The sequence below is a fragment of the Thalassospira sp. ABD4_177 genome, from assembly GCF_056160125.1.
The window spans coordinates 460772-485758 of sequence record NZ_JBSWWO010000002.1 but is presented as its reverse complement, the minus strand read 5'-3'; the positions used below and the strand labels follow the sequence as shown (position 1 = coordinate 485758).

The 24987-nt window shown below is 56.2% G+C and carries 21 protein-coding genes; 12 read left to right on the top strand and 9 right to left on the bottom strand.

Annotated features, from left to right (window positions below):
- Positions 1-17: 17 nt before the first annotated feature.
- From ACXAF0_RS15065 to ACXAF0_RS15055, 3 genes are all read right to left on the bottom strand, one after another.
- Positions 18-704, bottom strand: a complete 687-nt coding sequence (locus ACXAF0_RS15065) for a GltB/FmdC/FwdC-like GXGXG domain-containing protein (protein WP_475346672.1) — start codon at positions 702-704, stop codon at positions 18-20.
- Positions 705-786: 82 nt separating this feature from the next.
- Entirely contained in the window at positions 787-1683 is an 897-nt protein-coding gene (locus ACXAF0_RS15060; RefSeq protein WP_475346671.1) for a class II glutamine amidotransferase, read from the bottom strand.
- A gap of 118 nt (positions 1684-1801) precedes the next feature.
- Complete coding sequence (locus ACXAF0_RS15055; RefSeq protein ID WP_475346670.1) at positions 1802-2506, bottom strand: helix-turn-helix domain-containing protein; 705 nt, start codon at positions 2504-2506, stop codon at positions 1802-1804.
- Between the two features lie 397 nt (positions 2507-2903).
- Here ACXAF0_RS15055 and ACXAF0_RS15050 point away from each other — a divergent pair, with 397 nt between their 5' ends.
- The 5 genes from ACXAF0_RS15050 (at position 2904) to ACXAF0_RS15030 (ending at position 8180) form a co-directional block, all read left to right on the top strand.
- Complete coding sequence (locus ACXAF0_RS15050; protein WP_475346669.1) at positions 2904-4037, top strand: aminomethyl transferase family protein; 1134 nt, start codon at positions 2904-2906, stop codon at positions 4035-4037.
- Positions 4038-4122: 85 nt separating this feature from the next.
- Positions 4123-4734 (top strand): dimethylamine monooxygenase subunit DmmA family protein, encoded by a 612-nt coding sequence (locus ACXAF0_RS15045; protein ID WP_475346668.1) that lies wholly within the window; start codon positions 4123-4125, stop codon positions 4732-4734.
- Entirely contained in the window at positions 4731-5696 is a 966-nt protein-coding gene (locus ACXAF0_RS15040; RefSeq protein WP_475346667.1) for a PDR/VanB family oxidoreductase, read from the top strand. The genes ACXAF0_RS15045 and ACXAF0_RS15040 overlap by 4 nt, the downstream gene beginning before the upstream one ends.
- A 14-nt stretch (positions 5697-5710) precedes the next feature.
- Positions 5711-6751: a heme-dependent oxidative N-demethylase family protein gene (locus tag ACXAF0_RS15035; protein ID WP_475346666.1), complete on the top strand. Its 1041-nt coding sequence runs from the start codon at positions 5711-5713 to the stop codon at positions 6749-6751.
- Between the two features lie 67 nt (positions 6752-6818).
- The gene (locus tag ACXAF0_RS15030; protein ID WP_475346665.1) at positions 6819-8180 is read left to right on the top strand and encodes an NAD(P)-binding domain-containing protein; all 1362 of its coding nucleotides are present in this window, start codon (positions 6819-6821) and stop codon (positions 8178-8180) included.
- A 126-nt stretch (positions 8181-8306) separates the two neighbouring features.
- On the opposite strand, the gene ACXAF0_RS15025 is transcribed toward ACXAF0_RS15030, so the two are convergent.
- The 4 genes from ACXAF0_RS15025 to ACXAF0_RS15010 form a co-directional block, all read right to left on the bottom strand.
- A complete protein-coding gene (locus tag ACXAF0_RS15025) occupies positions 8307-10691 on the bottom strand; it encodes a DUF1989 domain-containing protein (protein WP_475346664.1) in 2385 nt (794 codons plus the stop codon).
- Positions 10692-10943: 252 nt separating this feature from the next.
- Positions 10944-11108, bottom strand: a complete 165-nt coding sequence (locus ACXAF0_RS15020) for a hypothetical protein (protein WP_475346663.1) — start codon at positions 11106-11108, stop codon at positions 10944-10946.
- Positions 11109-11145: 37 nt separating this feature from the next.
- Positions 11146-12492, bottom strand: a complete 1347-nt coding sequence (locus tag ACXAF0_RS15015) for an ammonium transporter (protein WP_475346662.1) — start codon at positions 12490-12492, stop codon at positions 11146-11148.
- 292 nt (positions 12493-12784) lie between these two features.
- Complete coding sequence (locus ACXAF0_RS15010) at positions 12785-13843, bottom strand: GlxA family transcriptional regulator (protein WP_475346661.1); 1059 nt, start codon at positions 13841-13843, stop codon at positions 12785-12787.
- A gap of 91 nt (positions 13844-13934) precedes the next feature.
- On the opposite strand from ACXAF0_RS15010, the gene ACXAF0_RS15005 reads away from it, so the two are divergent.
- The 4 genes from ACXAF0_RS15005 to ACXAF0_RS14990 are packed head-to-tail and all read left to right on the top strand — an operon-like array spanning position 13935 to position 18983.
- Positions 13935-15188, top strand: a complete 1254-nt coding sequence (locus tag ACXAF0_RS15005) for a sarcosine oxidase subunit beta family protein (protein WP_475346660.1) — start codon at positions 13935-13937, stop codon at positions 15186-15188.
- Positions 15189-15200: 12 nt separating this feature from the next.
- On the top strand, positions 15201-15479 hold the full coding sequence (locus ACXAF0_RS15000; protein ID WP_475346659.1) for a sarcosine oxidase subunit delta: 279 nt from the start codon (positions 15201-15203) through the stop codon (positions 15477-15479).
- Positions 15476-18448: a sarcosine oxidase subunit alpha family protein gene (locus ACXAF0_RS14995; RefSeq protein WP_475346658.1), complete on the top strand. Its 2973-nt coding sequence runs from the start codon at positions 15476-15478 to the stop codon at positions 18446-18448. The genes ACXAF0_RS15000 and ACXAF0_RS14995 overlap by 4 nt, the downstream gene beginning before the upstream one ends.
- Positions 18441-18983, top strand: coding sequence for a sarcosine oxidase subunit gamma (locus tag ACXAF0_RS14990; protein WP_475346657.1), 543 nt, complete (start codon positions 18441-18443; stop codon positions 18981-18983). The genes ACXAF0_RS14995 and ACXAF0_RS14990 overlap by 8 nt, the downstream gene beginning before the upstream one ends.
- 17 nt (positions 18984-19000) lie before the next feature.
- Here the strand turns inward: ACXAF0_RS14990 and argE are convergent, their stop codons facing one another.
- Both argE and ACXAF0_RS14980 read right to left on the bottom strand, forming a co-directional pair.
- Positions 19001-20179 (bottom strand): acetylornithine deacetylase, encoded by a 1179-nt coding sequence (gene argE, locus ACXAF0_RS14985; protein ID WP_475346656.1) that lies wholly within the window; start codon positions 20177-20179, stop codon positions 19001-19003.
- Positions 20176-20943 (bottom strand): NAD kinase, encoded by a 768-nt coding sequence (locus ACXAF0_RS14980; RefSeq protein ID WP_475346655.1) that lies wholly within the window; start codon positions 20941-20943, stop codon positions 20176-20178. The genes argE and ACXAF0_RS14980 overlap by 4 nt, the downstream gene beginning before the upstream one ends.
- 213 nt (positions 20944-21156) lie before the next feature.
- Here ACXAF0_RS14980 and ACXAF0_RS14975 point away from each other — a divergent pair, with 213 nt between their 5' ends.
- The 3 genes from ACXAF0_RS14975 (at position 21157) to ACXAF0_RS14965 (ending at position 24299) form a co-directional block, all read left to right on the top strand.
- Positions 21157-21903 (top strand): TetR/AcrR family transcriptional regulator, encoded by a 747-nt coding sequence (locus tag ACXAF0_RS14975; RefSeq protein WP_475346654.1) that lies wholly within the window; start codon positions 21157-21159, stop codon positions 21901-21903.
- Positions 21904-22058: 155 nt separating this feature from the next.
- A complete protein-coding gene (locus tag ACXAF0_RS14970; RefSeq protein WP_475346653.1) occupies positions 22059-22994 on the top strand; it encodes a sulfurtransferase in 936 nt (311 codons plus the stop codon).
- A gap of 93 nt (positions 22995-23087) precedes the next feature.
- Positions 23088-24299: a YeeE/YedE family protein gene (locus ACXAF0_RS14965; RefSeq protein WP_475346652.1), complete on the top strand. Its 1212-nt coding sequence runs from the start codon at positions 23088-23090 to the stop codon at positions 24297-24299.
- The last annotated feature ends 688 nt before the right edge of the window (positions 24300-24987 follow it).

Genomic DNA, 24987 nt, shown 5'->3' with positions numbered 1-24987 from the left:
GGTTTCAGCGTGCCGCATCAATAAGCGTCGAAATTATCGACATTGAAGTTGTAAAGCGTTCTGGCCGAGCCATAGCGGGTGAATTCCTCTGGCTTCACATCGGTAATGCCTGCATCTGCAAGAAGCTTGGTCAGAAGCTCGATATGTTCAGGGCGCATTTCCTTTTTCTCGCAATCGGCACCGAGGCTTTTGACCGTGCCGCGCACGAAAAGGCGCGCTTCATAAAGGGAATCCCCAAGTGCATCACCGGCATCGCCCAGAACAACAAGGTTGCCCGATTGCGCCATGAAGGCCGACATGTGGCCGATATTGCCTTTGACGACGATATCGACACCTTTCATCGAAATGCCGCAGCGTGAGGACGCATTGCCTTCGATCACCAGCAACCCGCCATGGGCGGTGGCCCCGGCATACTGGCTGGCATCGCCCTTGATCACGACTTTGCCCGACATCATGTTTTCCGCCACACCGGGACCGGCATTCCCATTGACCGTGATAGTGGCCTTTTCATTCATGCCCGCACAGTAATAGCCGACACTGCCATCAATCGTGACATTGACGGCTGCGTCGATGCCGACAGCAACGGCATGTGAGCCGCGCGGATTGGTAACTTCGAAATCTTCAGCAGGACCACTTTTATCAAGCGCATGCAGCGCCTGATTGAGCGCGCGCAGTTCGGTGGTTGCAAGATCAAACACTGGCATGTGTGTTCCTTCCTCATTTGACCGCGAAAAATCTTGCGGTCGGTCGGCGCGCCATCGCAGCAGCCGACAGGGTTCGTGTTAATCAGTGTTCCCAGAAATAAACGGTGGCCGGTTCCGGCTCCCACACCTTGGCGTCTTCGATGCCAGGCAGGTTGACCAGTGCGCGGTATTCGGACCCAAACGCGACATAGGCATCGGTTTCCGCCATGACGGCCGGTTTGCAGGCAATCGGATCGCGCACAACGCCAAAGCCCGACTTGGTGCCCACGACAAAGGTGAAGAAACCATCCAGGTCATCAAGCGCACTGGTCAGCGCTTCGCCCAGATTTTTGCCCTTGGCCATTTCGCCGGTCAGATAGGCAGCGGCGACCTCGGAATCGTTCTGGGTTTCAAGACGAATGCCCTCGCGCGTCAGTTCGCGCCTAAGGTTGTTATGGTTTGAAAGTGAACCATTATGGACAAGGCACTGGTCCGACCCGGTCGAGAACGGGTGCGCGCCAAGCGTTGTCACCGCACTTTCGGTTGCCATGCGGGTATGGCCAATACCGTGGGTGCCGGTCATATCCGAAATCTTGAAGCGTTCAAGCACGTCCTTGGGCAGGCCGACTTCCTTATAGATCTCCATCGCGCTGCCGGTGCCCATGACGCGGACATCGGGGCGGAGTTCTTCAAGGGCGGTACGGGTCGCATCAAGCTGGTCGCTTGAAACCGTTATGACTGCATGGGTGCTTTTGGGCAGGATCGAGGCGTTTGTGATCCCCGCCTTGCGCAGGTCTTCGGTCAGGCCGGCAAAATCTGTTTCCGGGTCCGGAGACTGGATCGTGAGTTTGGCCAGATTATTCTGGTCCGCACCATAAATTGCGATGCCCGCGCTATCGGGACCACGGTCGGTCATGGTCACCAGCATTTCGGACAGCAAAGTGCCGAGCTGCGGTTCCAGACTTTTATCTTTAAGGAATAAACCAACAATGCCGCACATGGCAGGACAGTCTCCATTCTGTTTCTGAAACGGAGACTACCTGTTCGCGAATGCGGAATCAACTAGGAAGAATAAAAATTTCTTCTGAGTGAATTGATTTTTTCACTCTGGTGAAGGTCTATCCCCGTGCCGGATAGCAGATGATGGATAGGTAACGTATTGGAAATGAAAGAAGTTCTTCCGGTCCATGGCGGGCGTCAGCATCAAAGAACAGGCTGTCGCCGGATTTCATGTAGTAAAGCTGATCGCCATGGCGGTAGCGAACTTCACCTTCAAGCAAATAGATGAATTCCATGCCTTCATGCTGGAAAGCGGGGAAGCTGCTCGACTCCTCGGTCAGGGTCAGCAAATAGGGCTCCACGACCACGCCGCTGGTGTTGTTATCTATATGACCCAGCAGGTTATATTCATGGCCTGCGCGCGTGCCGCGGCGTTCAATTGCAATCCCTTCGCCGGCTTTGACAAAGACGGCATTGCGCGGTTCTTCATAACGGCGGAAGAAATCGGTCAGCGGCACACCCAGCGCACTGGCCAGTGCCTGAAGCGAGGTCAGGGACGGCGATGTCACACCGTTTTCAATCTTGGACAGCATTCCCATCGAGATCCCGGTTGCCGAGGCAAGGTCGGAAATCGTGATGCCCAGTTTCTTGCGCAGCGCCCGGACTTCGTGGCCGATGGCGATTTCCAGATTGTTTTCCTTGGGCTCGCGGAGCGCATGCGGGTCCTGGGTGAGGGCGGCGGGTTTGCTCATCGAGTCCATGCCTGATCCTTGCTCGCTTGTGTCGGTGGTCTGCACTGCTTGGTGTGGTTTTGTCTCTGCCATGCTGGCTTGCCTTCCGTCACCGGTTGTCTCCCGGTGCGGTTCCTGCTCGTTTCTGGTTTCCTCAATCGGTCCCTTTTGCGGGGCCTGCTTTTATATCGGTCGTATGAGGCCCGGGCTTTTACCATCTCGGGTCGCAGATACGCCATAGCCATGACTTACACTGGCAGGAAATATTTATCAACTACAGGGAAAATATATTTGCCAAATCCCTATACCAATGGCGCTGGGCGAAGTTGCTGCAATGCCGCGCAAAATAGCCTTTGAGGAATAAAATTTGAATAGAATGAAAAATAATTATTGCGTTCGCGAACAAGTTGCCGCCAAAATATAGAACAAAATAAGCCAGAATTAGCGCGCTGATTGTGCGCAAAGGCAATCATATCAGGAGGCCATCACTATGACTGCGAGCTGGAGATTTTCAGCCCTTGCCGACCGGCATCGTGCGCTTGGTTCCAATCTGGAAGACTGGAGCGGGATGGGCACAGCCTGGACCTATGACAAGGACTGGGACGAGGAATATGTCGCGATCCGCACCAAAGCCGGGATCATGGATGTTTCGGGCTTGAAAAAGGTTCACATCACCGGCGCGCATGCATCCCACGTCATCGACTATGCCACCACGCGCAACGTCGAAAAGATCTATCCGGGTAAATCGGTCTATGCCTGCATGCTTAATGATCATGGCAAATTCACCGATGACTGCGTGATTTATCGCATGGGGCCGAATTCCTGGATGGTGGTTCATGGATCGGGCACCGGTCACGAGGAACTGACCAAGGCCGCAGTCGGCCGTGATGTATCGGTTCGTTTTGATGATAACCTGCATGATCTGTCTTTGCAGGGGCCGCTTGCGGTGGATTATCTGGCGGAATATGTGCCGGGCATTCGTGATCTGCCTTACTTCCATCATATGCAGACTCAGCTGTTTGGCCTGCCGGTGATGATTTCGCGCACCGGCTATACCGGGGAGCGCGGTTATGAGATTTTCTGTCGTGGTCAGGATACCGGGGTGATCTGGGATCGTATCGTTGCCGAAGGCAAGGATATGGGCATCATCCCGACCCGCTTTACCACGCTTGATATGCTGCGTGTCGAAAGCTACCTGCTGTTTTACCCTTATGATAACTCGCAGATGTATCCGTTCGAAAATGAAGGTCCGGGCGATACGCTTTGGGAGCTTGGCCTTGATTTCACCGTCAGCCCCGGCAAAACCGGCTTCCGCGGTGCCGAGGAACATTATCGTCTGAAGGGCAAGGAACGCTTCAAGATCTTTGGCATCCTGTTTGATGGCAAGGAAGTCCCGGCCGAAGGGGCCGAAGTGTTCAAGGACGGTAGCAAGGTCGGTGTCGTGACCTGTGCGATGTATTCCCCGCTCAAGGATCAGACCATGGCGATTGCCCGTCTGGCGGTGGATTGCGCCGAACAGGGTGTGCGCCTTGAGGTTGCTGGCGAAAAAGGCATGCTCGGCGGAATGGCCCATACCATGCCATTTGACGACCCCACCAAATCGAAAAGAACAGCCAAGGGTTAAGCCAGATGACCGGGGGCTGCCAGAGCGGCCCCCGGATCACGCACCTTGATCCTTGTGGTTTCTGACAGAATGGGACCCCGCTACCATGTCTGAGAGTATCATCGAAGAAAGCATTCTTTCCCGTCCGACCTATGGCACGCTTAAAATCGTGCCCGGTTTGGCGCATTATTTTCTGGCCGATGCATCCGGTGCCGAATGTGTTATTCGCGTTGTGCAGGAACTGCCGCGCGACATGATGGAAAAGGTGCATATCCTGTATGTGCCGACCCCGGGTGAGGCCGCCCTGATTACATCGCTTTATGCGCTCGGCGCGAACCGGTTCGAGCATTTCCCGACCGTTGAAGAGGCTGTCGCCAAACTGGGTGAATGGCTGTCTGACGCCAAGATGGGCACACAGCTTTATCTTGCCGGGACCGAAGGTCTGGTCGGGCAGGGTGTCGCCAAGGGCGAGGAATGCGGCCTTGATCATACAGCCGTGCAGTGTGAACACCGCGGCAGTCTGGCGCGGCGTGTTCAGTGTGTTCACTGCAAAACCATGATCGAGGATGTCACCACCCAGCCGGTCAAATGCCCGTCCTGCGAATTGCTGTTGTTTGTGCGCGATCACTATTCGCGGCGACTGGCAGCATTCCAGGGGGTCTGCATCAATGCCGAAGACCCGACTGAGGAAATCGAAATCAAGGAGGTGTTCAAATGAGTGCATCCGATCATTTGATTCCGGTTGTCGTCAGCAACGTGGTCGAGGTCAACCCGATCATCAAACGGTTCGAGTTCAAGCACGTGAATGGCGATGAACTGCCGGCGTTTTCAGGCGGGGCGCATATCGTTGTCGAGATGCTGGATGATGGCACAAAACGCAAAAATCCCTACTCGCTGATGAGCTCGCCGTTTGAGCGCGATCAGTATGCGATTTCGGTGCGTCGCGACGATACCGGGCGCGGTGGATCGAAATTCATGCATGAACAGGTACGACCTGGCATGGAGATGAAAATCTCCGCCCCGGTCAATTTGTTCTCACTCGATCTTCGTGCCAAAAAACACCTGATGATTGCGGGTGGCATTGGCATCACGCCGTTCATCGCCCAGATGGCCCAGGCCGACAAACTCGGTGTGCCGTTTGAGCTGCATTATGCCGCGCGCTCAGTGTCGCAGGCGGCATATATGGACAGCCTTGCCGATCGGTTTGGTGATCATGTGTCGTGTTATTGCGATGATCAGGGCGAAGGCGTTGATTTCGAAGCGCTTCTGTCCAGTCAGCCCTTGGGCACGCATGTATATGTGTGTGGCCCCAAAGGGATGATCGAACGGGTGGTGGAAACCGCCACGCATTTGGGGTGGCCAGCAGCCCATGTTCATTTTGAACACTTCCTCGCACCACCGGTTGGCGAACCCTTTGAAGTGCATTTGGCCAAGGCCGGCATTGATATCACTGTCGGGGCCGAGCAAAGCCTGCTTGAAGCGGTCGAAGCATCGGGCACCCCGATCAATTGCATGTGCCGTGGCGGCGCCTGTGGTCAGTGTGAAACCGCTGTCGTCGCCTGCGACGGCGAGATCATGCACAACGACCATTGGCTTGATGAAGAACAGCGTGCATCCAAGAAATTGATGATGCCGTGTGTTTCGCGCTTCCGTGGCAAACGCCTTGAACTTGATCTGTAAGGGGGATTTCAGTCATGACAATCCAGTTTAAAGACGAAAGCTTCCGCGGCGATTTTTCCTACGCCAACAGCCCGTCAAACATCCCGCGTTTTCCGTTCCCGTTCCCGGAAGACGAATATATGTACTCGACCAATATCGAACCGCATCACGCGGCCCGTGCGGGCAGTCCGTTTGAAAATGCGTTTGATGTCGATGAACATTATGTCGCGGAAATGAAGGACCGTGCGCTTGTTCTGGCTGAGGATCCCGGTCGTTGTCAGGCGTTGCCGCATATGGAAACGGCGGGTTGGGATTTCCTTGAGCTCGTGATGGTTTCCAAGGCGCGCGATTATCCCGATCTGTTCAAACTGACCATGGATGGTGATCGTTGGCACTGGATCAACAAGCCGCTTCAGATCGACGATACTTTTACCTTTGGCGACAGTTCGACGCTGCCCTGCCACCCGATGGAATATATCGGCCGTCAGGTGCAGGGCGATCACGCCATTCTTGATCAGCGCGATGGCAATCTTTGGCTGGATGCCGGGATCATCACGGCACAGGCAGACTGGTCGCTTGATTTTGATGTCGGCATGAACTTCTTTGAATGGCATGCGCCGGTTCCACTGGCCCATGAATTGGGCGTTTTCCAGCGGGCGCTGAAATTCCTTCTGACCTTGCCGCAAGGGCAGCCGTCGCGGCGTCTCAACTGGACGCTCACGGTCAATCCGCGGCTCGATACCAGTCCGGAAAACTATCCCAAATGGGGCCCGGATCGTATGACTGTGACGCCGGAAAATATTGGCGAAAAGGTTCATCTGCGCGTCGAGCTTCAGACCTTCTGGCGTCTGCCGCGGTCCAACGCGATCCTGTTTCCCATTCGCACCTATTTGATGGCCATGAACGAAGTGGTGACCCAGCCGAAATGGGCACGCCGCATTCATCGTGTCATGCGCGATCTGCGCCCCGAGCTTGTCGATTACAAGGGGCTGTCACGCTACCACCCGATCCTGGTCGAGTGGCTTTCACAATTTGACGACGGCGCGCCGACGTCACCGGGGATTTTCCCCGACTAAGCAAGAACGAACCGGCAGAAAGCCGGACGGAGGAGACGCATAACGCTTTTATTGGGGATTTGAGGCTATGACACTTCGTGTTGCGATTATTGGCGCCGGCCCATCAGGCATGGCGCAGATGCGTGCATTTCAATCTGCCGCAGCCAAAGGGGCCGAAATCCCCGAAATTGTGTGTTTTGAACGTCAGGAAGACTGGGGTGGTTTGTGGAACTACACCTGGCGCACCGGTCTTGATGAATATGGCGAACCGATCCACGGGTCGATGTATCGCTATCTGTGGTCGAACGGCCCGAAAGAATGCCTGGAATTTGCCGATTACACCTTCGAGGAGCATTTCGGTAAACCCATCGCATCCTATCCGCCGCGTGCCGTGATCTGGGATTATATCAAGGGCCGCGTCGAAAAGGCCAATGTCCGCTCGTGGGTGCGTTTCAGAACACCTGTGCGCACCGTCGAGTTCGATGAAGACAGCCAGACCTTTGCGGTAACATCGCATGATCTGAAAAATGATGTGGTTTCGACCGAGGAATTTGATCATGTCATTGTTGCCAATGGTCACTTCTCGACCCCGAATGTGCCGGAATTCCCGGGCTTTGATACCTTTGGCGGGCGCGTTCTACATGCCCATGATTTCCGCGATGCGCTGGAATTCAAGGATAAGGACATCCTGATCATCGGGACCTCCTATTCGGCCGAGGATATCGGATCGCAATGCTATAAATATGGTTGCAAGTCCGTCACGGTTAGTCACCGGACAAACCCGATCGGCTTTGACTGGCCCGATAACTGGGCCGAGGTGCCGCTTCTGACCAAGGTTGATGGCAACACCGCCTATTTCAAGGATGGTTCATCGCGCGACGTTGATGCGATCATTCTGTGTACTGGCTATCAGCATTACTTCCCGTTCCTGACCGATGACCTGCGTCTTAAGACCGATAACCGTTTGTGGCCACTGGGTCTTTATAAAGGTGTCGTCTGGGAAGAAAATCCGAAGATGATGTATCTTGGCATGCAGGACCAGTTCTTTACCTTCAACATGTTTGATGCGCAGGCATGGTTTGCCCGCGATGTCATCATGGGCCGCATTCCCCTGCCATCCAGGGACGAGATGAAGGCTGATAGCCAAGCCTGGCGTGATCGGGAAGAAGGCCTCAAGGACGATCACGACATGATCTGGTTCCAGGGCGATTACACCGCCCATCTCATCGAAATGACGGATTACCCGATGTTTGACATTGAAGGGGTGAACAAGACCTTCGAGGAATGGGAACATGACAAGGCTGACGACATCATGGGCTACCGCAACAAGTCCTATCGCTCGCTCATGACGGGCAATATGTCACCGGCCCATCACACGCCCTGGCTTGAAGAACTTGATGACAGCCTGGAAGCCTATTTGCAGATCGAAAAGAAAACGGCTGCCGAATAGGCAGCCGACTTTCGGGATTTTCAAAGAAGCGGGCGCAAGCCCGCCGTCTCCCTTAATCAAACTCGCAGTCACCCCCACAGCCTTACTGGCTGCGGGGTTTCTTTTCGGGCTTGAACGCCACGGCCATCAGGACCGTGGCTTTTCCTTTTTGGGGTCATAGTGCGGGAAGGCGGTGATGGTCGCAGGCAGGCGGACCATATGACCATCGAGCTTGCCAATTTCGACCTCGGTCCCGATATCGGCATGTACGATGTCGACCCGGGCAAGGGCGATGTTTTTGCCCAAAATGGGCGATCGCACCGCACTGGTGATGACGCCGATCTGTGCACGTCCGATATGGACGCAATCGCCATGACCGACCATGACATTGCCATCAATCTCGATCCCGACCAGCTTGTGTGATGGGTGTTCCTTGCGCCGGATCAGGGCATCACGGCCGATAAAATCATCTTCTTTGGATTTTAGCGGTACGGTAAAGCCGATCCCGGCTTCAAACGGGTCGGTCTGATCGGAAAACTCGTAATCGGCAAAGATCAAACCGGCCTCGATCCGGACCATATCAAGGGCCGCCAGCCCCATCGGGGTCAGGTCGTGTGGCTTGCCCGCGTCCCAGACGGCGTCAAAGACGGTGCTGGCGTCTTTGGGGTGGCACCAGACTTCATAGCCGAGTTCGCCGGTATAGCCCGTGCGTGAGACCACAACAGGCGCACCTTTGGCATCCCCAATCCGCCCGATGGTGAATTTGAACCACTCGACTTCATCAAGCTTGGGCTGATGCGGTGGGGTCCAGATCACTTCGCGCAGGATGTCGCGGCTTTTGGGGCCCTGTACGGCGATATTGTGCATCTGATCGGTCGATGATCTGATCAGGACTTGCAGGCCAAGTTTATCAGCCTGTTCGCGCAGCCACACACCGCTATAGTCATCGCCGCAAATCCAGCGGAAGTTATCCTGCCCCAGACGCAGCAGCGTGCCGTCATCAATCATGCCGCCATGGGGATAGCACATCGCGGAATAGACGACCTGTCCGATGCCAAGCTTTTTGACATTGCGCGTCAGGCAATATTGCATAAGCGTTTCGCTGTCCGGGCCGGTGATCTCGAACTTACGCAGGGCAGAAAGATCAATCACCACGGCCTTTTCGCGGCAGGCATAATATTCTTCGATCATGCCATGGCCGGTATATTCATGGGCCAGCCAGAAGCCTTTGTATTCGACGAAGTTGCGGGTCAGTTCACTCAGACGCGGGTGGAAGGCAGTTTCTTTGGTCATTTTTGCTTCGGCCTCTGCAGTCGGGCGCCAGGCAACGGCGTGAGAAAACTTCTCGTTGCCGTCATAGCTTCGGATATGGATGTCGGTCGGTTTCCAGGCGTTTGCGGCTGATGTGTCATCCGGACAGGCCGACGAGACACAGACCAGATCGGTCATTGCGCGCAACAGCACATAATCGCCCGGACGCGACCAGGGCTGATCGGCAAACATCACCCCATGATCATCAATGCCGGTATTGAAAAAGAAATTGATCGCCATCCAGCCGGGGCGCGGATCAACACCGTAGCCCGACAGCGCGCCATTGAAATTATCCGTGCAGTTCACATGGCCGGGATAGCCGATGTCGTCATAATATTTCGCCGCACAAGCCATGGCAAAGGCGTCATGGCGCCCGCAGGTGTCCTGAATGACCTCGACCAGTGGATCCATATCCTGATCAAAGTATTTTCCATGCAGACCGGGCATTGGATAAGCATGGCCCATCAAGGTGCGTGTGGTGGTGACATCAAGCGGGTTCTGAATGCCGCGATCAAGCTTGCGCGCATCAAAGCACTGAAAATCCGTACATTGCCGCCCGTCGATATCGAGAATCTGGATGTAATCCCCCGCCTTGATCTCATAGGCCTCGGCGGTCGATGAATTGACCCGCAAATCGACAACCGGATCGGCCAATGGATCGGGCAGGGCGAAGCTGTAGCTGTCATGATGATGGGCGCGTTTGATCAGGGCGGTGATCGGTGTTGCGGTATTATGCGCATCAATCTGCATCAGCGGTGCCGGGGTGGCGATGATGACATATCCATCAAGCTGGATCGTCAGCTCAACCGTATCGCCCGGCGGGCTGGCATAGCCAAAAAGACGGTGGGCAAGGCAGGCTTCAAGTTTGATGTCACGCTTACGCAAGGTCTGGGCAAAGCGCGCAAGGCTGTCATCAAACGGATCGGACAAAAGATCCATCAGGCCTTTGGGCGCGCCGTGGGCCAGGGGTTCAAAAATCTCGGGGCGTGGGGCACCGCCCGGTGTCAGACCGATTAATTCAACCGTTTGCATGCCTTCACAATTGCGGAGTGCCAGCTGGTCGCCTTCGCGCACGGAAATCATGATCGCACCGCGGCCCGGTACTTCATAGCGTTCGCGGTTGCGGTCCATCGCGGTACGTCCGGCACTGATAATGCGACTGGGCCGGGCAGCGCGGACAGAATGGGGATAAGGCACGTCAGTTCGGGAAAAGTCGATCATTGTGGCCTCGTGCAGTGAATGATCTTGGTGCGGGCGGCGGTGGCGTTTGCCTTTGGGTGCCGTCACGGGTGACGTGTGATCGCGTTTCTGATCATGGCGATCTTGTCGTGTCCGGGTGGTTTCGCCCGGTGTCAATTCGGGCAAGAAATGCAGAAAGGCCAGTTTTGAAGCTGGCCTTTCGCATCATGGTGGCAGGATGTGATGCCGCTTGGGTTCAGGGCGCATCGGCAACACATCCCGACAATCCAAAGATTACATGTCTTTGTATGCTTTGTTCTCGTGGCGGGCCATCGAGGTGATGGTCCAGACACACACGGCAATACCAACCAGTGTGAAAAGAACAAGCAGTGCCGGCTTGTCAGCGAAGGTGAAGTAAGCTTCTGCACCTTCCCAGGTTGTAAGCGGAGCTGTATTCATTTCTCAGTTTCCTTGTTTCGAAAGATTCAGATCGCGATTACTCAGCCGGGGTCGGCGAAGTCGGATCGTTGGTGAACGCAGCCGGAACAGAGCTTTCCGGATATGCGCTTGCCGGAACTTCAGCCTTGTCCAGGCCAGCCAGCTCTGCGTTTTCAGAAACGCGCAGCAGACCAACAACCTTCAGAACCAGGGACAGAACGTAACCCGGTGCAAAGCCAAGGATCATGAAGACAACAGCACTCGAAAGCTGGCCAACGAACGAGATCTCCGGACCGGCAACGTTCGGGTAACCCGAAGCGAAGATACCAGCCATGATAAGACCCCAGACACCGCCAAAGCCGTGAACAGCAACTGCACCAACCGCATCGTCGATTTTGAATCTCTCGACGAGGATGTCGTTGAGTTTCGGCATGACGCAACCGCCGCCGAAGCTGATCAGGAAGGCAAGACCCGGATAGTACAGGTCAAGTGCCGGCGCAGAGGAAATCACACCGATCAGGGCGCCGGACATCATCCAGAACGGATCACGGGTGACCAGATACGCACCGATCATGCCGCCTGCAACGCCCATCAGGGTGTTGAATGCGAATGCCGACAGGGTTGCCGGGGTGTTGTAGATGGTCATCCAGGTGTCGCCGGTATAGATGATGCAGCCGCCAAGGAAGCCGAAGAAGCCCATCACGATGAGCATCAGGCCAATCAGCGACATCGGCATGTTGTGACCGTTGATGTTGTTGACCGAACCATCGGCGTTGAAGCGACCGATACGCGGGCCGAGGTTGATCAGAACACCAAGGGTGAAGAAGCCGGCCACGGTGTGAACGGCACCCGCCGCACCAACGTCATGCAGGCCCCACTCGGTGGTGAGCCAGCCATCCGGGTGCCAGCCCCAGGATGCACCAAGGATCCAGACAACCGAGCCCAGGAAGATCGCAAGGATCGTAAAGCCGGAAATACGGATACGTTCGATCACCGAGCCCGACATGATCGAGGCGGTGGTTGCCGCAAACAGCGTGAAGGCCGCATAGAAAATGCCCGATGCGTTATCGGTCAGGTTCGGACCCATATATTCGCTCCAGGGCAGGCCTGCCTCGGAACCGTCGGAAATGGTGAAGCCTGTCGGAAACGCAAGATAGATCCACCAACCAACGTAATAGAAGGTCGGGACCAGGAATGCGAATGCGATCAGGTTTTTCATGCCGGATGCCAGCGCGTTCTTTGCACGCGATGCACCCATTTCGTAAGCAAGGAAGCCTGCGTGAATTGCAAGCATCAGTGCAGTACACCACCAATAGAATACTTCGGAATTGATGGTCGTTGCCATGCTGAGCGATGCTTCAAGGCTGTCCAGCCTTGCCATCAACTCTGGTACGGATTGTTCCATTTTAGTCTCTCCATCACATAATGCCCCCCGATGGACATTCCTTTTATTAAAAATCAATTCCCTATAGTGAACAAGTTCTAATGTGTTTTTTGTTGTGCGACGCAGTAAAGTTAATAAAAACAATGACTTATAAATTTGCTAAATCAAATGCGCCCAAATTTGAGTAAAAATTAGACGTCAAAATTCACTGCGTATCAAATATGCAGATTCGCGGAGTTGTGCCGATTCTGTCGAATTCGCGTCTCGGGAATACATCCCTCGGTTGGATAGGTTCCGGGGATTTTGAGTCGGGCTAGCTGCCGCGTGCCTCGCTTGGCTTGATGCCGTAAACCGATTTGTAGCTGCGCGAAAAATGGCTGCTGTTGGAAAAGCCGGTGGCAAAGGCGATTTCGGAAATGGTCAGCGCACTTTGAGTCAGAAGCTTGCGCGCATGTTCAAGCCGCACCTGGCGATAGGTTTCCAGAAACGATTTGCCCAGGTGCTGATCAAACAGACGATCAAGCTGACGGGTTGAAAGCCGGGCAAAGCGTGCCATCTCGTCACGGGTTTTGGGATCCTCGATGGTGGTTTCCATCTTTTCAAGAACCCGAAGCAATCCCGGATGATGCAGGTTATAGCGTTCGGCAAGCGATGCGCGCTGCGGGCTGCCCGATTGTCCGACCTGGGTATGCAGATACCAGTCCGATACGCGGGTGGCGAAATCCGATCCAAGGGTTTCGGCAATCATGGCATGCATCATGTCAAGCGGGGCGACCCCGCCGCCACACGTGATGCGATCCCCGTCAATGACAAAGCGGGCGCGTTCGGGTTCCAGATCAGGAAAGGCTTCGATCAGGGTCGGGGCATGTTCCCAGTGAATGGTGAATTGCCGCTGCGCCAAAAGCCCGGCGGCAGCCAGAACATAAGCCCCGCTTGAAATGCCCCCCATGCGTACACCCCAACGGGCCAGCTTGCGCAAATTGCCAAGCATGCCCGGCGCCTGCCACTGGGATGGATGGCCGCCTGCACAGACAAACAGGGTATGCAGGTTGGTTGGGGCCTGCGAAAGCGGGGAGGTCGGCACCATGGTGCCGGATGAGGACAGAACATTTCCGCCGGCTGCCGAGTAATTCAGGATCTTGTAGATCGGCTGGCCAGCCAGAAGGTTTGCCGCACGCAGCGGCTCAATCGCCGAGGCATAGGACATCAAGGCAAAATCAGGCAGCAGCATGAAGCCGATATGCTGGGTCGCGGGAAGCGGTTTGGTGCCGAGCTGCCCGGCGCGCGCGGCGGACGTGGCCGATGGTTGGGTGTCTGATGTCATGATGGCCAATGCCCCGCGATGCGCGACAATATTAAGCAAATGTCGCATTTGTGTTATCCGATGTCCTATATAGACAAGCTGTAATTCGCGCCTCTGTCAAGATTGCTTGGACCCCAGAACGGGCAACAGCGAAAGATCGATGATGCGTTATTCAGCCCTGTCATTGCTTGGCAATGCGTTTTCCAAGAACAAGAACTGGAAGCCGGCATGGCGTAATCCGGACCCGAAACCCCATTACGATGTGATCATCATCGGCGGTGGCGGGCATGGATTGGCAACCGCCTATTACCTGTCAAAAGTGTTTGGCGTGCGCAATGTCGCCGTGCTTGAAAAGGGCTATCTCGGATCGGGCAATATCGGGCGGAACACGACGATCATTCGATCCAACTACCTACTGGAAGGCAACAACCCGTTCTACGAACTTTCGATGAAGCTGTGGGAAGGCCTTGAGCAGGACTTCAATTTCAACGCCATGGTGTCCCAGCGCGGCGTGATTAATCTGTTTCATTCCGATGCCCAGCGAGATGCCTATACACGGCGTGGCAATGCCATGCGCCTGCACGGGGTGGATGCGGAACTTCTGGGCCGCGATCAGCTGCGCGAAAAGCTGCCATTCCTGGATTATGAAAATGCCCGCTTCCCGATCATGGGCGGCCTGATGCAGGCCCGTGGTGGCACGGTGCGCCATGATGCGGTGGCATGGGGCTTTGCCCGCGGGGCCGATCAGAACGGCGTTGATATCATCCAGAATTGCGAAGTCACTGGCATCGACCGCGTTGGCGATCAGATCGCCGGGGTTCAAACCACGCGCGGTGCGATCAAGTGCAACAAGCTCGCCATGGCGGTGGCGGGCAGTTCAAGTCATGTCGCGAAAATGGTCGACATGCGCCTGCCGATCGAAAGCCATGCCTTGCAGGCCTTCGTTTCCGAAGGATTGAAGCCGTTCATTGATACTGTGGTGACCTTTGGCGCCGGACATTTTTATGTTTCGCAATCCGATAAGGGCGGCCTTGTGTTCGGTGGGGATATCGAAGGTTATAACTCCTACGCCCAGCGCGGAAATCTTGCCTGTGTCGAACATGTGGCCGAGGCCGGCATGGCGATGATCCCAGCACTTTCGCGGGTGCGCATTTTGCGCAGCTGGGGCGGGATCATGGATATGAGCATGGATGGATCGCCGATCATGGATCGCACACATCTGTCGAACCTCTATTTCAACGGTGGCTGGTGCTATGGCGGGTTCAAGGCAACCCCGGCATCGGGATATTGCTATGCCCATCTGCTTGCGACCGATACGCCGCATGAAACCGCAGCCGCGTTTCGCATGGACCGCTTTGCGCGCGGTTATCTTCTGGATGAAAAGGGCGTTGGCGCCCAGGCCAACCTGCATTGAGGAAATTTGGAAATGAGTAGTCTTGTCAAATGTCCTCATTGCGGTCTGCGCCCGAAAGAGGAATTCTCCGTTCGCGGCGAAGTCGCAACTCCGCGCCCAGACGCCGATGCCGAGGAAGCCGTATGGTTCGATCATGTTTATCTGCGCGATAATCCGCTTGGGGAGCATCGCGAATATTGGCACCATTCCGCCGGGTGTCGGCGCTGGCTGGTGCTCAGCCGCAATACCCTGACCCATGAAACATCCGAGGTGGTTGACGCCAGTACGCTTAAAACGGAGGGCGGGGTATGACCAGTTTCCGGATTGATGGCGGTACGCTGATTGACCGCAACGATGTGCGCCGCTTTAGCTTTAATGGCGAAGCGCTTAGTGGCTTTGGCGGGGATACCGTTGCATCCGCCCTTTTGGCCAATGGCCGACAACTGGTCGGGCGCAGCTTCAAATATCACCGTCCGCGCGGCATCCTGACCGCAGGGGCGGCTGAACCCAATGCGCTTTTGACCATCGGGCGGGACGGGCGGCGTGATCCCAATACCCGTGCGACCATGGCGGAGCTGTTTGACGGGCTGGAAGCCCGGTCGCAGAACTGCTGGCCAAATGTCAAATTTGATATCGGGGCCGCCAATGGGTTGCTTGGCCCGCTTTTGGGGGCCGGGTTCTATTACAAGACATTCATGTGGCCAGCCGCCTTTTGGGAAAAGGTCTATGAACCGCTGATCCGCAAGGCCGCGGGGCTGGGCCGGGCCAGCTATGATCCCGATCCGGGCCACTACGAAAAGTGCTGGGCGCATTGTGATCTTCTGGTGATCGGGGCGGGGCCCGCCGGTTTGGCAGCAGCCTTGACTGCGGGGCGCGCCGGGGCGCGCGTGATCATTGCCGATGAGGGCGCGCAACTTGGCGGTGGTCTGCTTGCCGAAGGCAGCCCGATTGGCGGCAAACCGGCCGATGCCGTGCTTGCCGATATCGTCGGCGAATTGCATGCGCTGCCCAATGTCGAGATCAAGAAACGCACCACCGTTTTTGCCGCCTATGATGATCAGGTGTTTGCCGCGGTCGAGAGAGTGCAAAAGCATCTGCCCGAAGGCGAGATCAATCCCCATCGTGCGATGGAACGCCTGTGGCGCATTGTCGCGCGTCAGGTGGTGCTGGCGACCGGCGCAGAAGAGCGGCCCATTGTCTTTGGCGGTAATGATCGCCCGGGTGTCATGATGGCCGGTGCCATGCGCACCTACCTTAATGCCTATGGCGTTGCGCCGGGCAAACGCGTGGCGCTGTTTGCCAATAACAATCAGGCCTACCAGACGGCAATGGATCTTGAGGCGCGCGGCATTGATGTTGCCGCGATCATTGATCCGCGCACCTGCCCGAATATCCGTTATGACGGTAAGGCGCGCATGATCGCCGGGGCGATGGTGCGTGATACCGCAGGTCGCAAGGCGATCAAATCGATCACGGTGCGCCATGATGATGGCCGCGATGAAGTCATTGCGGTGGATGCCCTTGGCGTATCAGGCGGCTATAGCCCGATTGTCCATCTGGCCTGCCATCGTGGGGGCAAGCCTGTCTGGTCGGATGAACATGTCGGGTTCATGCCGCCGGAAAATGATGGTATGACGCCGTGCGGCGCCGTTGCCGGGAAAACCGGCATTGTCGATTGCTTTGCTGCCGGTAGCACTGCTGCCGTTAAGGCCTTGGCGGAGCTTGGCGTGATGGGGGAGGCGGCAACGCTTCAGGGTGTGACGCAAGGCGATGAAACCGTCGATCATGTCCAGCCGGTCTGGTCGGTCGCATCGACCAAGGGCAAGGCCTTTGTCGATTTCCAGAACGATGTCGCGGCATCTGACATCACGCTTGCCATGCGCGAGGGGTATGATCATGTCGAACTTGCCAAGCGCTACACCACGAATGGCATGGCAACCGATCAGGGCAAGACATCAAATGTAAACGCGATTGGCATTCTGGCCGAAAACAAGGGTGTGTCGCCGGGCGAAATCGGCACCACGACCTTCCGGCCGTTCTATACGCCGGTGTCGTTTGGCGCGCTTGTTGGCGCATCCAAGGGCATGGAATTCCAGCCCGTCCGCAAATCCCCGCTGCATGGCTGGGCAGAACACAATGGGGCCAAGTTTGTTGAAACCGGGCTTTGGTATCGCTCCAGCTGGTTCCCGAAAGACGGCGAGACCTTCTGGCGTGACAGCGTTGATCGCGAAGTAAACACCGTGCGAACCAAGGTTGGCATCTGTGATGTGTCGACCCTTGGCAAGATCGAGATTTTTGGCGCCGATGCGGCAGAGTTCCTGAACCGCGTTTATTGCAATGCCTTCCTGAAGCTGCCGGTGGGCAAGGCGCGCTATGGCATCATGCTGCGCGAGGATGGCTTTGTGTATGATGACGGCACGACAAGTTGTCTCGGCGAAAATCATTACTTCATGACCACGACGACGGCCCTTGCTGCCGGGGTTCTGACCCATCTTGAATTCTGTGCGCAGGTACTGTGGCCGGAGCTCGATGTCCGTATGGCTTCAGTTACCGATCAATGGGCACAGATGGCCATTGCCGGGCCAAAATCGCGCGATGTGCTGAGCAAGATCATCGATGAGGATATTTCGAACGAGGCATTTCCGTTCCTGGCCGCACGCGATGTGTCGATGTTTGGCGGGCGCCTGAAGGGGCGGTTGTTCAGGATTTCGTTCTCTGGCGAGTTGGCCTACGAAATCGCGGTACCGGCCGGATATGGCGACAGCGTTGCCGATGCAATCATGGCGGTCGGTGAGGAATTTGGCATCGCGCCCTATGGCACCGAGGCGCTTGGCGTCATGCGGATTGAAAAGGGCCATGTCACCCACGCGGAAATCAACGGCACGGTGACGCCGGCGGATCTTGGCATGGGCAAGATGGTCTCCGTCAAGAAGGATGATTTCATCGGTCGGGTCATGAACCTGCGCGAAGGGTTGGTGGACCCAAGCCGCCCGGCGCTTGTCGGGATCAAGCCGAAATCAGCATCAAACAAGTTCGCCACCGGATCGCATATCCTTAATCCCGGTGGTGACGTCAGCCTTGCCAATGATCAGGGCTATGTCACCTCGATGTGTCATTCGCCGACACTGGGCCATGCAATCGGCTTGGCGCTGGTGAAAAACGGCCCGAGCCGCGTTGGGGAAGAAGTTGTTATCTGGAATGGATTGGCCGGAGCAACTGTAACCGGCATCCTGTGCAATCCTGCCTTTGTCGACCCGGAAAATGAGAAGCTCCATGCGTGATTATCCATTAAACAACCGTTGCGCATTCCCGCCTCATGACGCCGCGGGCGAGGGGGAGTCGATCAATATCGCCTCTGTCCGGGACGGGTTTGTCTTTCATGTCCTGGGCGATGCCAGGACAGATGAAAGTGCCTTGAGACAGGCTATTTCAACCATCGCCCCGGAGCTTGGCACGGATCTGCGCAAATCGTCGCCAAATCAGTGGTTCTGGGTGGGCAGCGTTGGCGTTTCCGATGACAGGCTGGCCGAAATTCAGGCGGCGCTTGCGGGGCAATGCGTTCTGGTGGATCAGACACACGGGCGCTTGCGCATCGTATTGTCAGGTCCGTCATCGCGCATGGTTCTGGCCAAGGGAACCATGGTCGATCTGTCAGTTGATCAATATGCCATCGGTCAGTCGGCCATGACCCAGATCGGGCATATTGGCGCGATGATCACCCGCGTTAGTGATGACAGCTTCGAGCTGATTGTTCTGCGCAGCTTCGCCGAAAGCCTATGGGGTGAATTGCAGCATATGGCCGCCGAGTTTCGCTAACCGGGCGATGTGCCCGGTTACTTGACCAACACGCCCAGCAGTTTGTCGAGGAACACTTCGCAGCGCCCCAGCTGATCCAGTTCGATGAACTCGTCAGGTTTGTGGGCCTGTTCGATATTGCCCGGGCCGCAGACGACCGTCGGGATATCACCAAGGGCTGAGAACGCGCCGGCTTCTGTGCCGAAGCTGACCTTGCCGGTGGTATTGGCACCCGTGAGCGCCATGACAAGCTTGGTGACTTCCTCGTCATCGCCAGTGGCAAGGCCCGGCATGTCGGAAACGACTTCGATCTCGATCCCGACATCCTCATAGATTTCGCGCATTTCGGGCTGCAGGGTGTTTTCGATGTAATCGTAAATCTGCGCCTTGAGCGCTTCGCGGTCGTCATTGGGCAGATTGCGGAATTCGAAATCGACAAAGCAGTTCTGCGGAATGATGTTGAGCTGCGTGCCGCCCTTGATCACCCCGGTATGGAAGGTGGTGTGGTTTGGCACGAATTCATCATCATGCGGGCCTTCTTCGCGACATTTGCGGCCAAACTGGCGCAGGAAGACGACGAATTCGGATGCGAATTCAACCGCATTAACGCCTTCGCGCGGCAGGGATGAATGGCCCGAACGGCCGGTGAAGTGGGCACGCGCGGAAAACTTGCCCTTGTGCTGGGTGATGACCTTCATCTCGGTCGGTTCACCAACAATGCACATGGCCGGTTTGTGCGGCAGATTATTGATCGCCTCAACCAGGCTGGGTACGCCAAGGCAGCCGACTTCCTCGTCATAGGTAAACGCCAGATGGATCGGCACGCGCAGATCGGTGTTTTTAAAGGTTTCTGCCTTGGCCAGAAGGCAGGCCAGAAAACCCTTCATGTCGCACGCGCCGCGGCCAAACATCTTGTCGTCGCGGATATCAATTTCGTACGGATCAGATGCCCAATTCTGGCCTTCGGTCGGGACCACATCGCTATGGCCGGACAGGATCACGCCGCCATCCACCTTCGGACCGATGGTGGCATAGAGGTTGGCCTTGGTCTCGGACGGGTCGTGGACCACCAGCGTGTCATAGCCGAGCGCGTCAAGGAATGCCTTCACCTCGTCAATCAGCGCCAGATTTGGCGTCATGCTGACAGATTGGTGACGGATGAGTTTGCGGCACCATTCAACGGTATCTTTGGACGGGGCAAGGGCAGTGGTGGTCATTCGACGAATTGTTCCTTGAGGATACGTTCTTCAAGATTGTGTTCCGGATCAAACAGCAGTTTGATTTTCATGCTGCGATCTTCACGGATTTTGACACTGGCGACATCGCGCACCTCGGTATAGTCGGCAACGGCCGAAACCGGGCGCTTTTCGGGGTTCTCGATCTGAAAGACGACTTCGGCACCGTGCGGCAAAAGCGCGCCGCGCCAGCGACGCGGGCGAAACGGGCTGATCGGTGTTAGCGCTAACAACCCACTTCCCATCGGCAGGATCGGACCATGTGCCGACAGGTTATAGGCCGTGCTGCCCGCAGGCGTGCAAACAAGTGCGCCATCACAAACCAACTCTGCCAGACGTTCAACGCCATCAACCTTGATGCGAAGTTTGGCTGCCTGTCGGGTTTCACGCAGAAGCGACACTTCGTTGATCGCCAGCGCACACAGGCTTTCGCCCGAAACGGTATGGGCTTCCATCTGAAGCGGATGGAGTTCAACGGTCTGGGCCTCGGCAATGCGGTCGGTCAGATCCATTTCCCGGAATTCGTTCATCAGGAAGCCGACCGTGCCCCGGTTCATGCCGTAAATCGGCACCTTGCGGCCCATATATCGGTGCAGGGTTTCAAGCATGAACCCGTCACCACCAAGGGCTACAATCACCTCGGCCTTGTCGGGCGCGATGTGGCCGTATCGGTGTTTCAGCCGATACATCGCATCCTGTGCGATTTTGGTTTCGGCCGCAACGAAGGCGATGGAATCAAGCTGCATCTGCGATCCAACGGATGTTTTGGGCTCGGCCCGAAAGGGCATGGGCGAACAATAGAGTACGCTTTGATCTGAATTGCAAGGGGCTGCGTGATAATCGCCCCTATACAGAGGTTTCGACTGGACTGCAGTATTATTGACGTCGCGAAAAAAACAGTAGAACCTGATGTTTACGGGTTCCAACTCCTGGTTCAATCAAGAATAAAGAACGGCTCGATGTCAAAACAACCTTTCAACTTTTCTGCCGCACTTTCCCGCATTTCGCGTCCTGATGAAAATCTTGACGATGATGTTCTGGAAGTCGGTGAAAGCATGGAACTGGATGGTTCGATTGACGGTTCAGCTGAAACGGCACTCGTGCCCAAACGGGTCCGCAATCCGGACGCTACCCGACAGAAGCTTCTTGATGCGGCATTCGGTGAAATCCGTCGCGCCGGTTTTGGAGGCGCATCCATCAGCAATATCCTGGAACAAAGCGGTTGCACCAAGGGCGCGCTTTATCATCACTTTTCGGGCAAGGCCAAGCTGGTCAATGCCGTGATCGAGGAATGCCTGCCGGGCTATGTTGATGATGTCTGGCTTGATGACCTTGAAGGCGCCGATGACATTCTGCCCGTGATAATGGGGCAGGTTGATCGACTGGGTGGTGAAAATGCCCCGGACATGTTGGCGGGCGGTTGCCCGCTTGCCCGTCTGGCATCGGGGGCGGGGGAGCTTGATGAAAACCTGCGCAAGCGTATTGATGGTGTGTATCGCTATTGGCGGCGCGGGCTGGCCTCGCATCTTGGCAAGGCCCAGTTCAACAAGATGGTGCGCACGGATGTTGAACCATCTGCGGTGGCAGAATTCATCATTGCAACCCTTCACGGCTTCCTGACGCGGCCACCGGCCTTGCGCAATCTCGAAACCCAGGATTCCTTTGCCCGCGAGTTTGCGCGCTATCTGAACAATCTTCGGCCTTAGGGCGCCAAATCAGTAGCCCGACTTTCGCGGGTGAACATAACGTTTGATTCATAAATACAAAAAATAACAGTATTATATAATCTATTGACATTTATTTATGATGGATTAGGTACGTTGCACAAAATCAGAATGAAATTATCATTGGAGACAGCCCCATGCGTTCCCTTATCCTTTCTGCCGTTGCTGCGGTCGCTTTTGCCTTTGCCGGAAGTGCTGCGCAGGCCGAACGTCTTACCGAAAAGCCGCTGGTTGATGCCAACTGGGTCGCGGAAAATCTTGATAACCCGTCGCTGGTTGTCGTTGATATCCGTTCGCTGACCAAGAATGGCAGCCCGTATGAAGCCGGCCACATTCCGGGTGCGGTTTACGCGCCGTATGGCAAGTTTGGCTGGCGCGCCAAGGTCGACAATGTGGTTGGCATGCTGCCGCCGGTTGATGTGATTTCCAAACGCATCGGTGCCCTTGGCATCGACAATGACAAACAGGTTGTTGTTGTTCCGGCCGGTCAGAACAGCTCGGACTTCGGTTCTGCCACTCGTGTATATTGGACCTTCAAGGTTCTGGGTCATGATGCGGTCACCATTCTTGATGGTGGTCAGCGCGCTTGGCTGGCAGCGGGCAAAGCCGTTTCAAACGATCCGGTCGCACCGACTGCAGTCGCGTTTAACGCCGATTTCCGTCCGGAACTTCTGGCAACCGCCGATGACGTTGCCAAGGCGCGGGCCGAAGGCATTGAGCTTGTTGATGCCCGCCCGGTATCACAGTTTACCGGCAAGGCGAAAAGCGGCGTGGTCGCACGCCCTGGCGCCGTTCCGGGTGCAAAAAACATCCCGCAGTCGCAGTTCTATAGTGATCAGGACGGCGCATTTGTTGCGGCGGACGTGATTGAAAACCTTGTTACGGATGCCGGTGTCGCAACGGATGCCAAGGAAATCACCTATTGCAATACCGGTCACTGGGCATCGGTTGCATGGTTCGGTCTTTCCGAAGTGATGGGCAACAAGAACACGGCCATGTATGATGGTTCCCTGACCGAATGGGCGGCTGACCCGAACCGTGAAATGGTGATCCCGGAAACCCCGGGTTCCTGATCGGCTCCTGACAGCTTCGAACATTTTGGACGGAACCGGTGACCCGGTTCCGTTTTCATTTAAGTATCTGATTTCAGGTTATTGAGCCTCACCATGTCTGACACGACCCTAAAAGCAAATCCGGGCACACCGGGTTTCACCTTTGACAAGGGACCGGCCGTCGTCACCGCCGTCCTGTTTGTCATTGTCGGCATCGCCATTTCACAGGCGGTCGATCTTAAGCAGGCTGTTCTGTATGGCCTTGGCGGGATGCTTGGCATTGCGCTTTATCATGCCTCCTTTGGTTTTACGGGCGGCTGGCGCCGGTTTTCCGTCGAGAAACGTGGCCGTGCCTTGCGCGCGCAGCTTTTGATGATTGGTGTTGCTGCGGCGGCCTTCATCCCGATGCTCTCGCTTGGCAGTCCACTGGGCGGATCTGTTGTCGGGGCGGTGGCACCAGTTGGCATGTCGGTTCTGATCGGGGCGTTTCTGTTTGGTCTTGGCATGCAGCTTGGCGGCGGGTGTGGTTCTGGTACCTTGTTCACCGTTGGTGGTGGCAGCGCGCGCATGCTGCTCACACTTGTCTTCTTTATTATTGGTGCAGTAATCGGTACGGCCCATCTGCCGATGTGGCTGGAACTGCCATCCTTGCCGCCGATGAGCCTCGGCCGCGAATTTGGAATGGGCGGTGGCCTTGCCGTGACCTTTGGTGGTTTGGCACTGGTGGCGCTTCTAACCGTGTTTGTTGAAAAACGGGCCCATGGCGGGCTTGAAGTGGTTTCAAGTGCGCCGCGTGAAGGTCTTGCGCGCTTCTTCCATGGGCCGTGGCCGCTGATCTGGACCGGGTTGCTTCTGGCCGGGTTGAATGTCGCGACGCTTTTGATTGCCGGCCACCCGTGGTCGATCACCTTTGGCTTTGGCCTTTGGGGCGCAAAAATCGCGCAGGTGATTGGTATTCCGGTCGAAACCTGGGAATTCTGGAACTGGGGTGGGCCGGCGCGCGCACTTGGCAATTCCGTTCTGCAAGACAACACCTCGGTGATGAATTTCGGTATCGTGATCGGCGCTGCCTTTGCTGCCGCCCTTGCTGGCAAATTTGCGCCAAAGGTTTCCGTTCCGGTCGCATCCCTTCTGGCGGCGGCGATTGGCGGGCTTTTGATGGGCTATGGCGCGCGCTTGGCCTTTGGATGCAATATCGGCGCGTTCTTTAGCGGGATCGCATCGGGCAGTGTGCATGGCTGGTTGTGGTTTGCGCTGGCCTTTGCTGGCAGTTGGGTTGGCATTGCGCTGCGTCCGATCTTTGGAATGGATGGTTTCCGGAAATGAGCGAGAAAAACACACTTCTGTTTGGTGCGGTCTTCCTCGCCGCAACCGGTGCCGTTGCGCTTGACCATTACACCCACACCGCAAATATCCCGGCCGTTGCCAATCCGGCCCCGGCAAAACTCCCCGGTGCGGGCAGCAACCCGTGCGGCGCAAATCCGTGTGCTGCGAACCCATGTGCCGCTAATCCCTGTGGCGCGAACCCGTGTGGTGCCGGGTACAACCCCTGTGCGGCGAATCCATATGCCGCGAACCCATGCGGGGCGGGCTACAATCCCTGCGCTGCAAACCCGTGTTCTGCCAATCCTTGCGCCGCATTTAATCCATGCGGGGTTGAACCTGCCACAAGTCCATGTGGCGCATTCAGCACGACCGGTGTCCGTTCGGCCAATCCGTGTGCCGCGGCCCCTTGTGCTGCAAACCCGTGTGCCGGGTACAATCCTTGCGCGCCTGCACCAAGCAATCCTTGCGCAGCGGCAAATCCGGGTGCTGCGAGTAACCCTTGTGCGGCCTATAATCCGTGTGGGACCGGCAACCCGTGCGGTGCGTATTGAGCCTTTAAACAGCTTGATGGTTTCGAAATGGCAACGGCACGGCAGCGCAATTCTGCCGTGCCGTTGTGCGTAAAACGCGGGGCTGTAACAAATATCCCGTTTGACAAGGGGATAAAACTCTGCGCATGGTGGCTTCG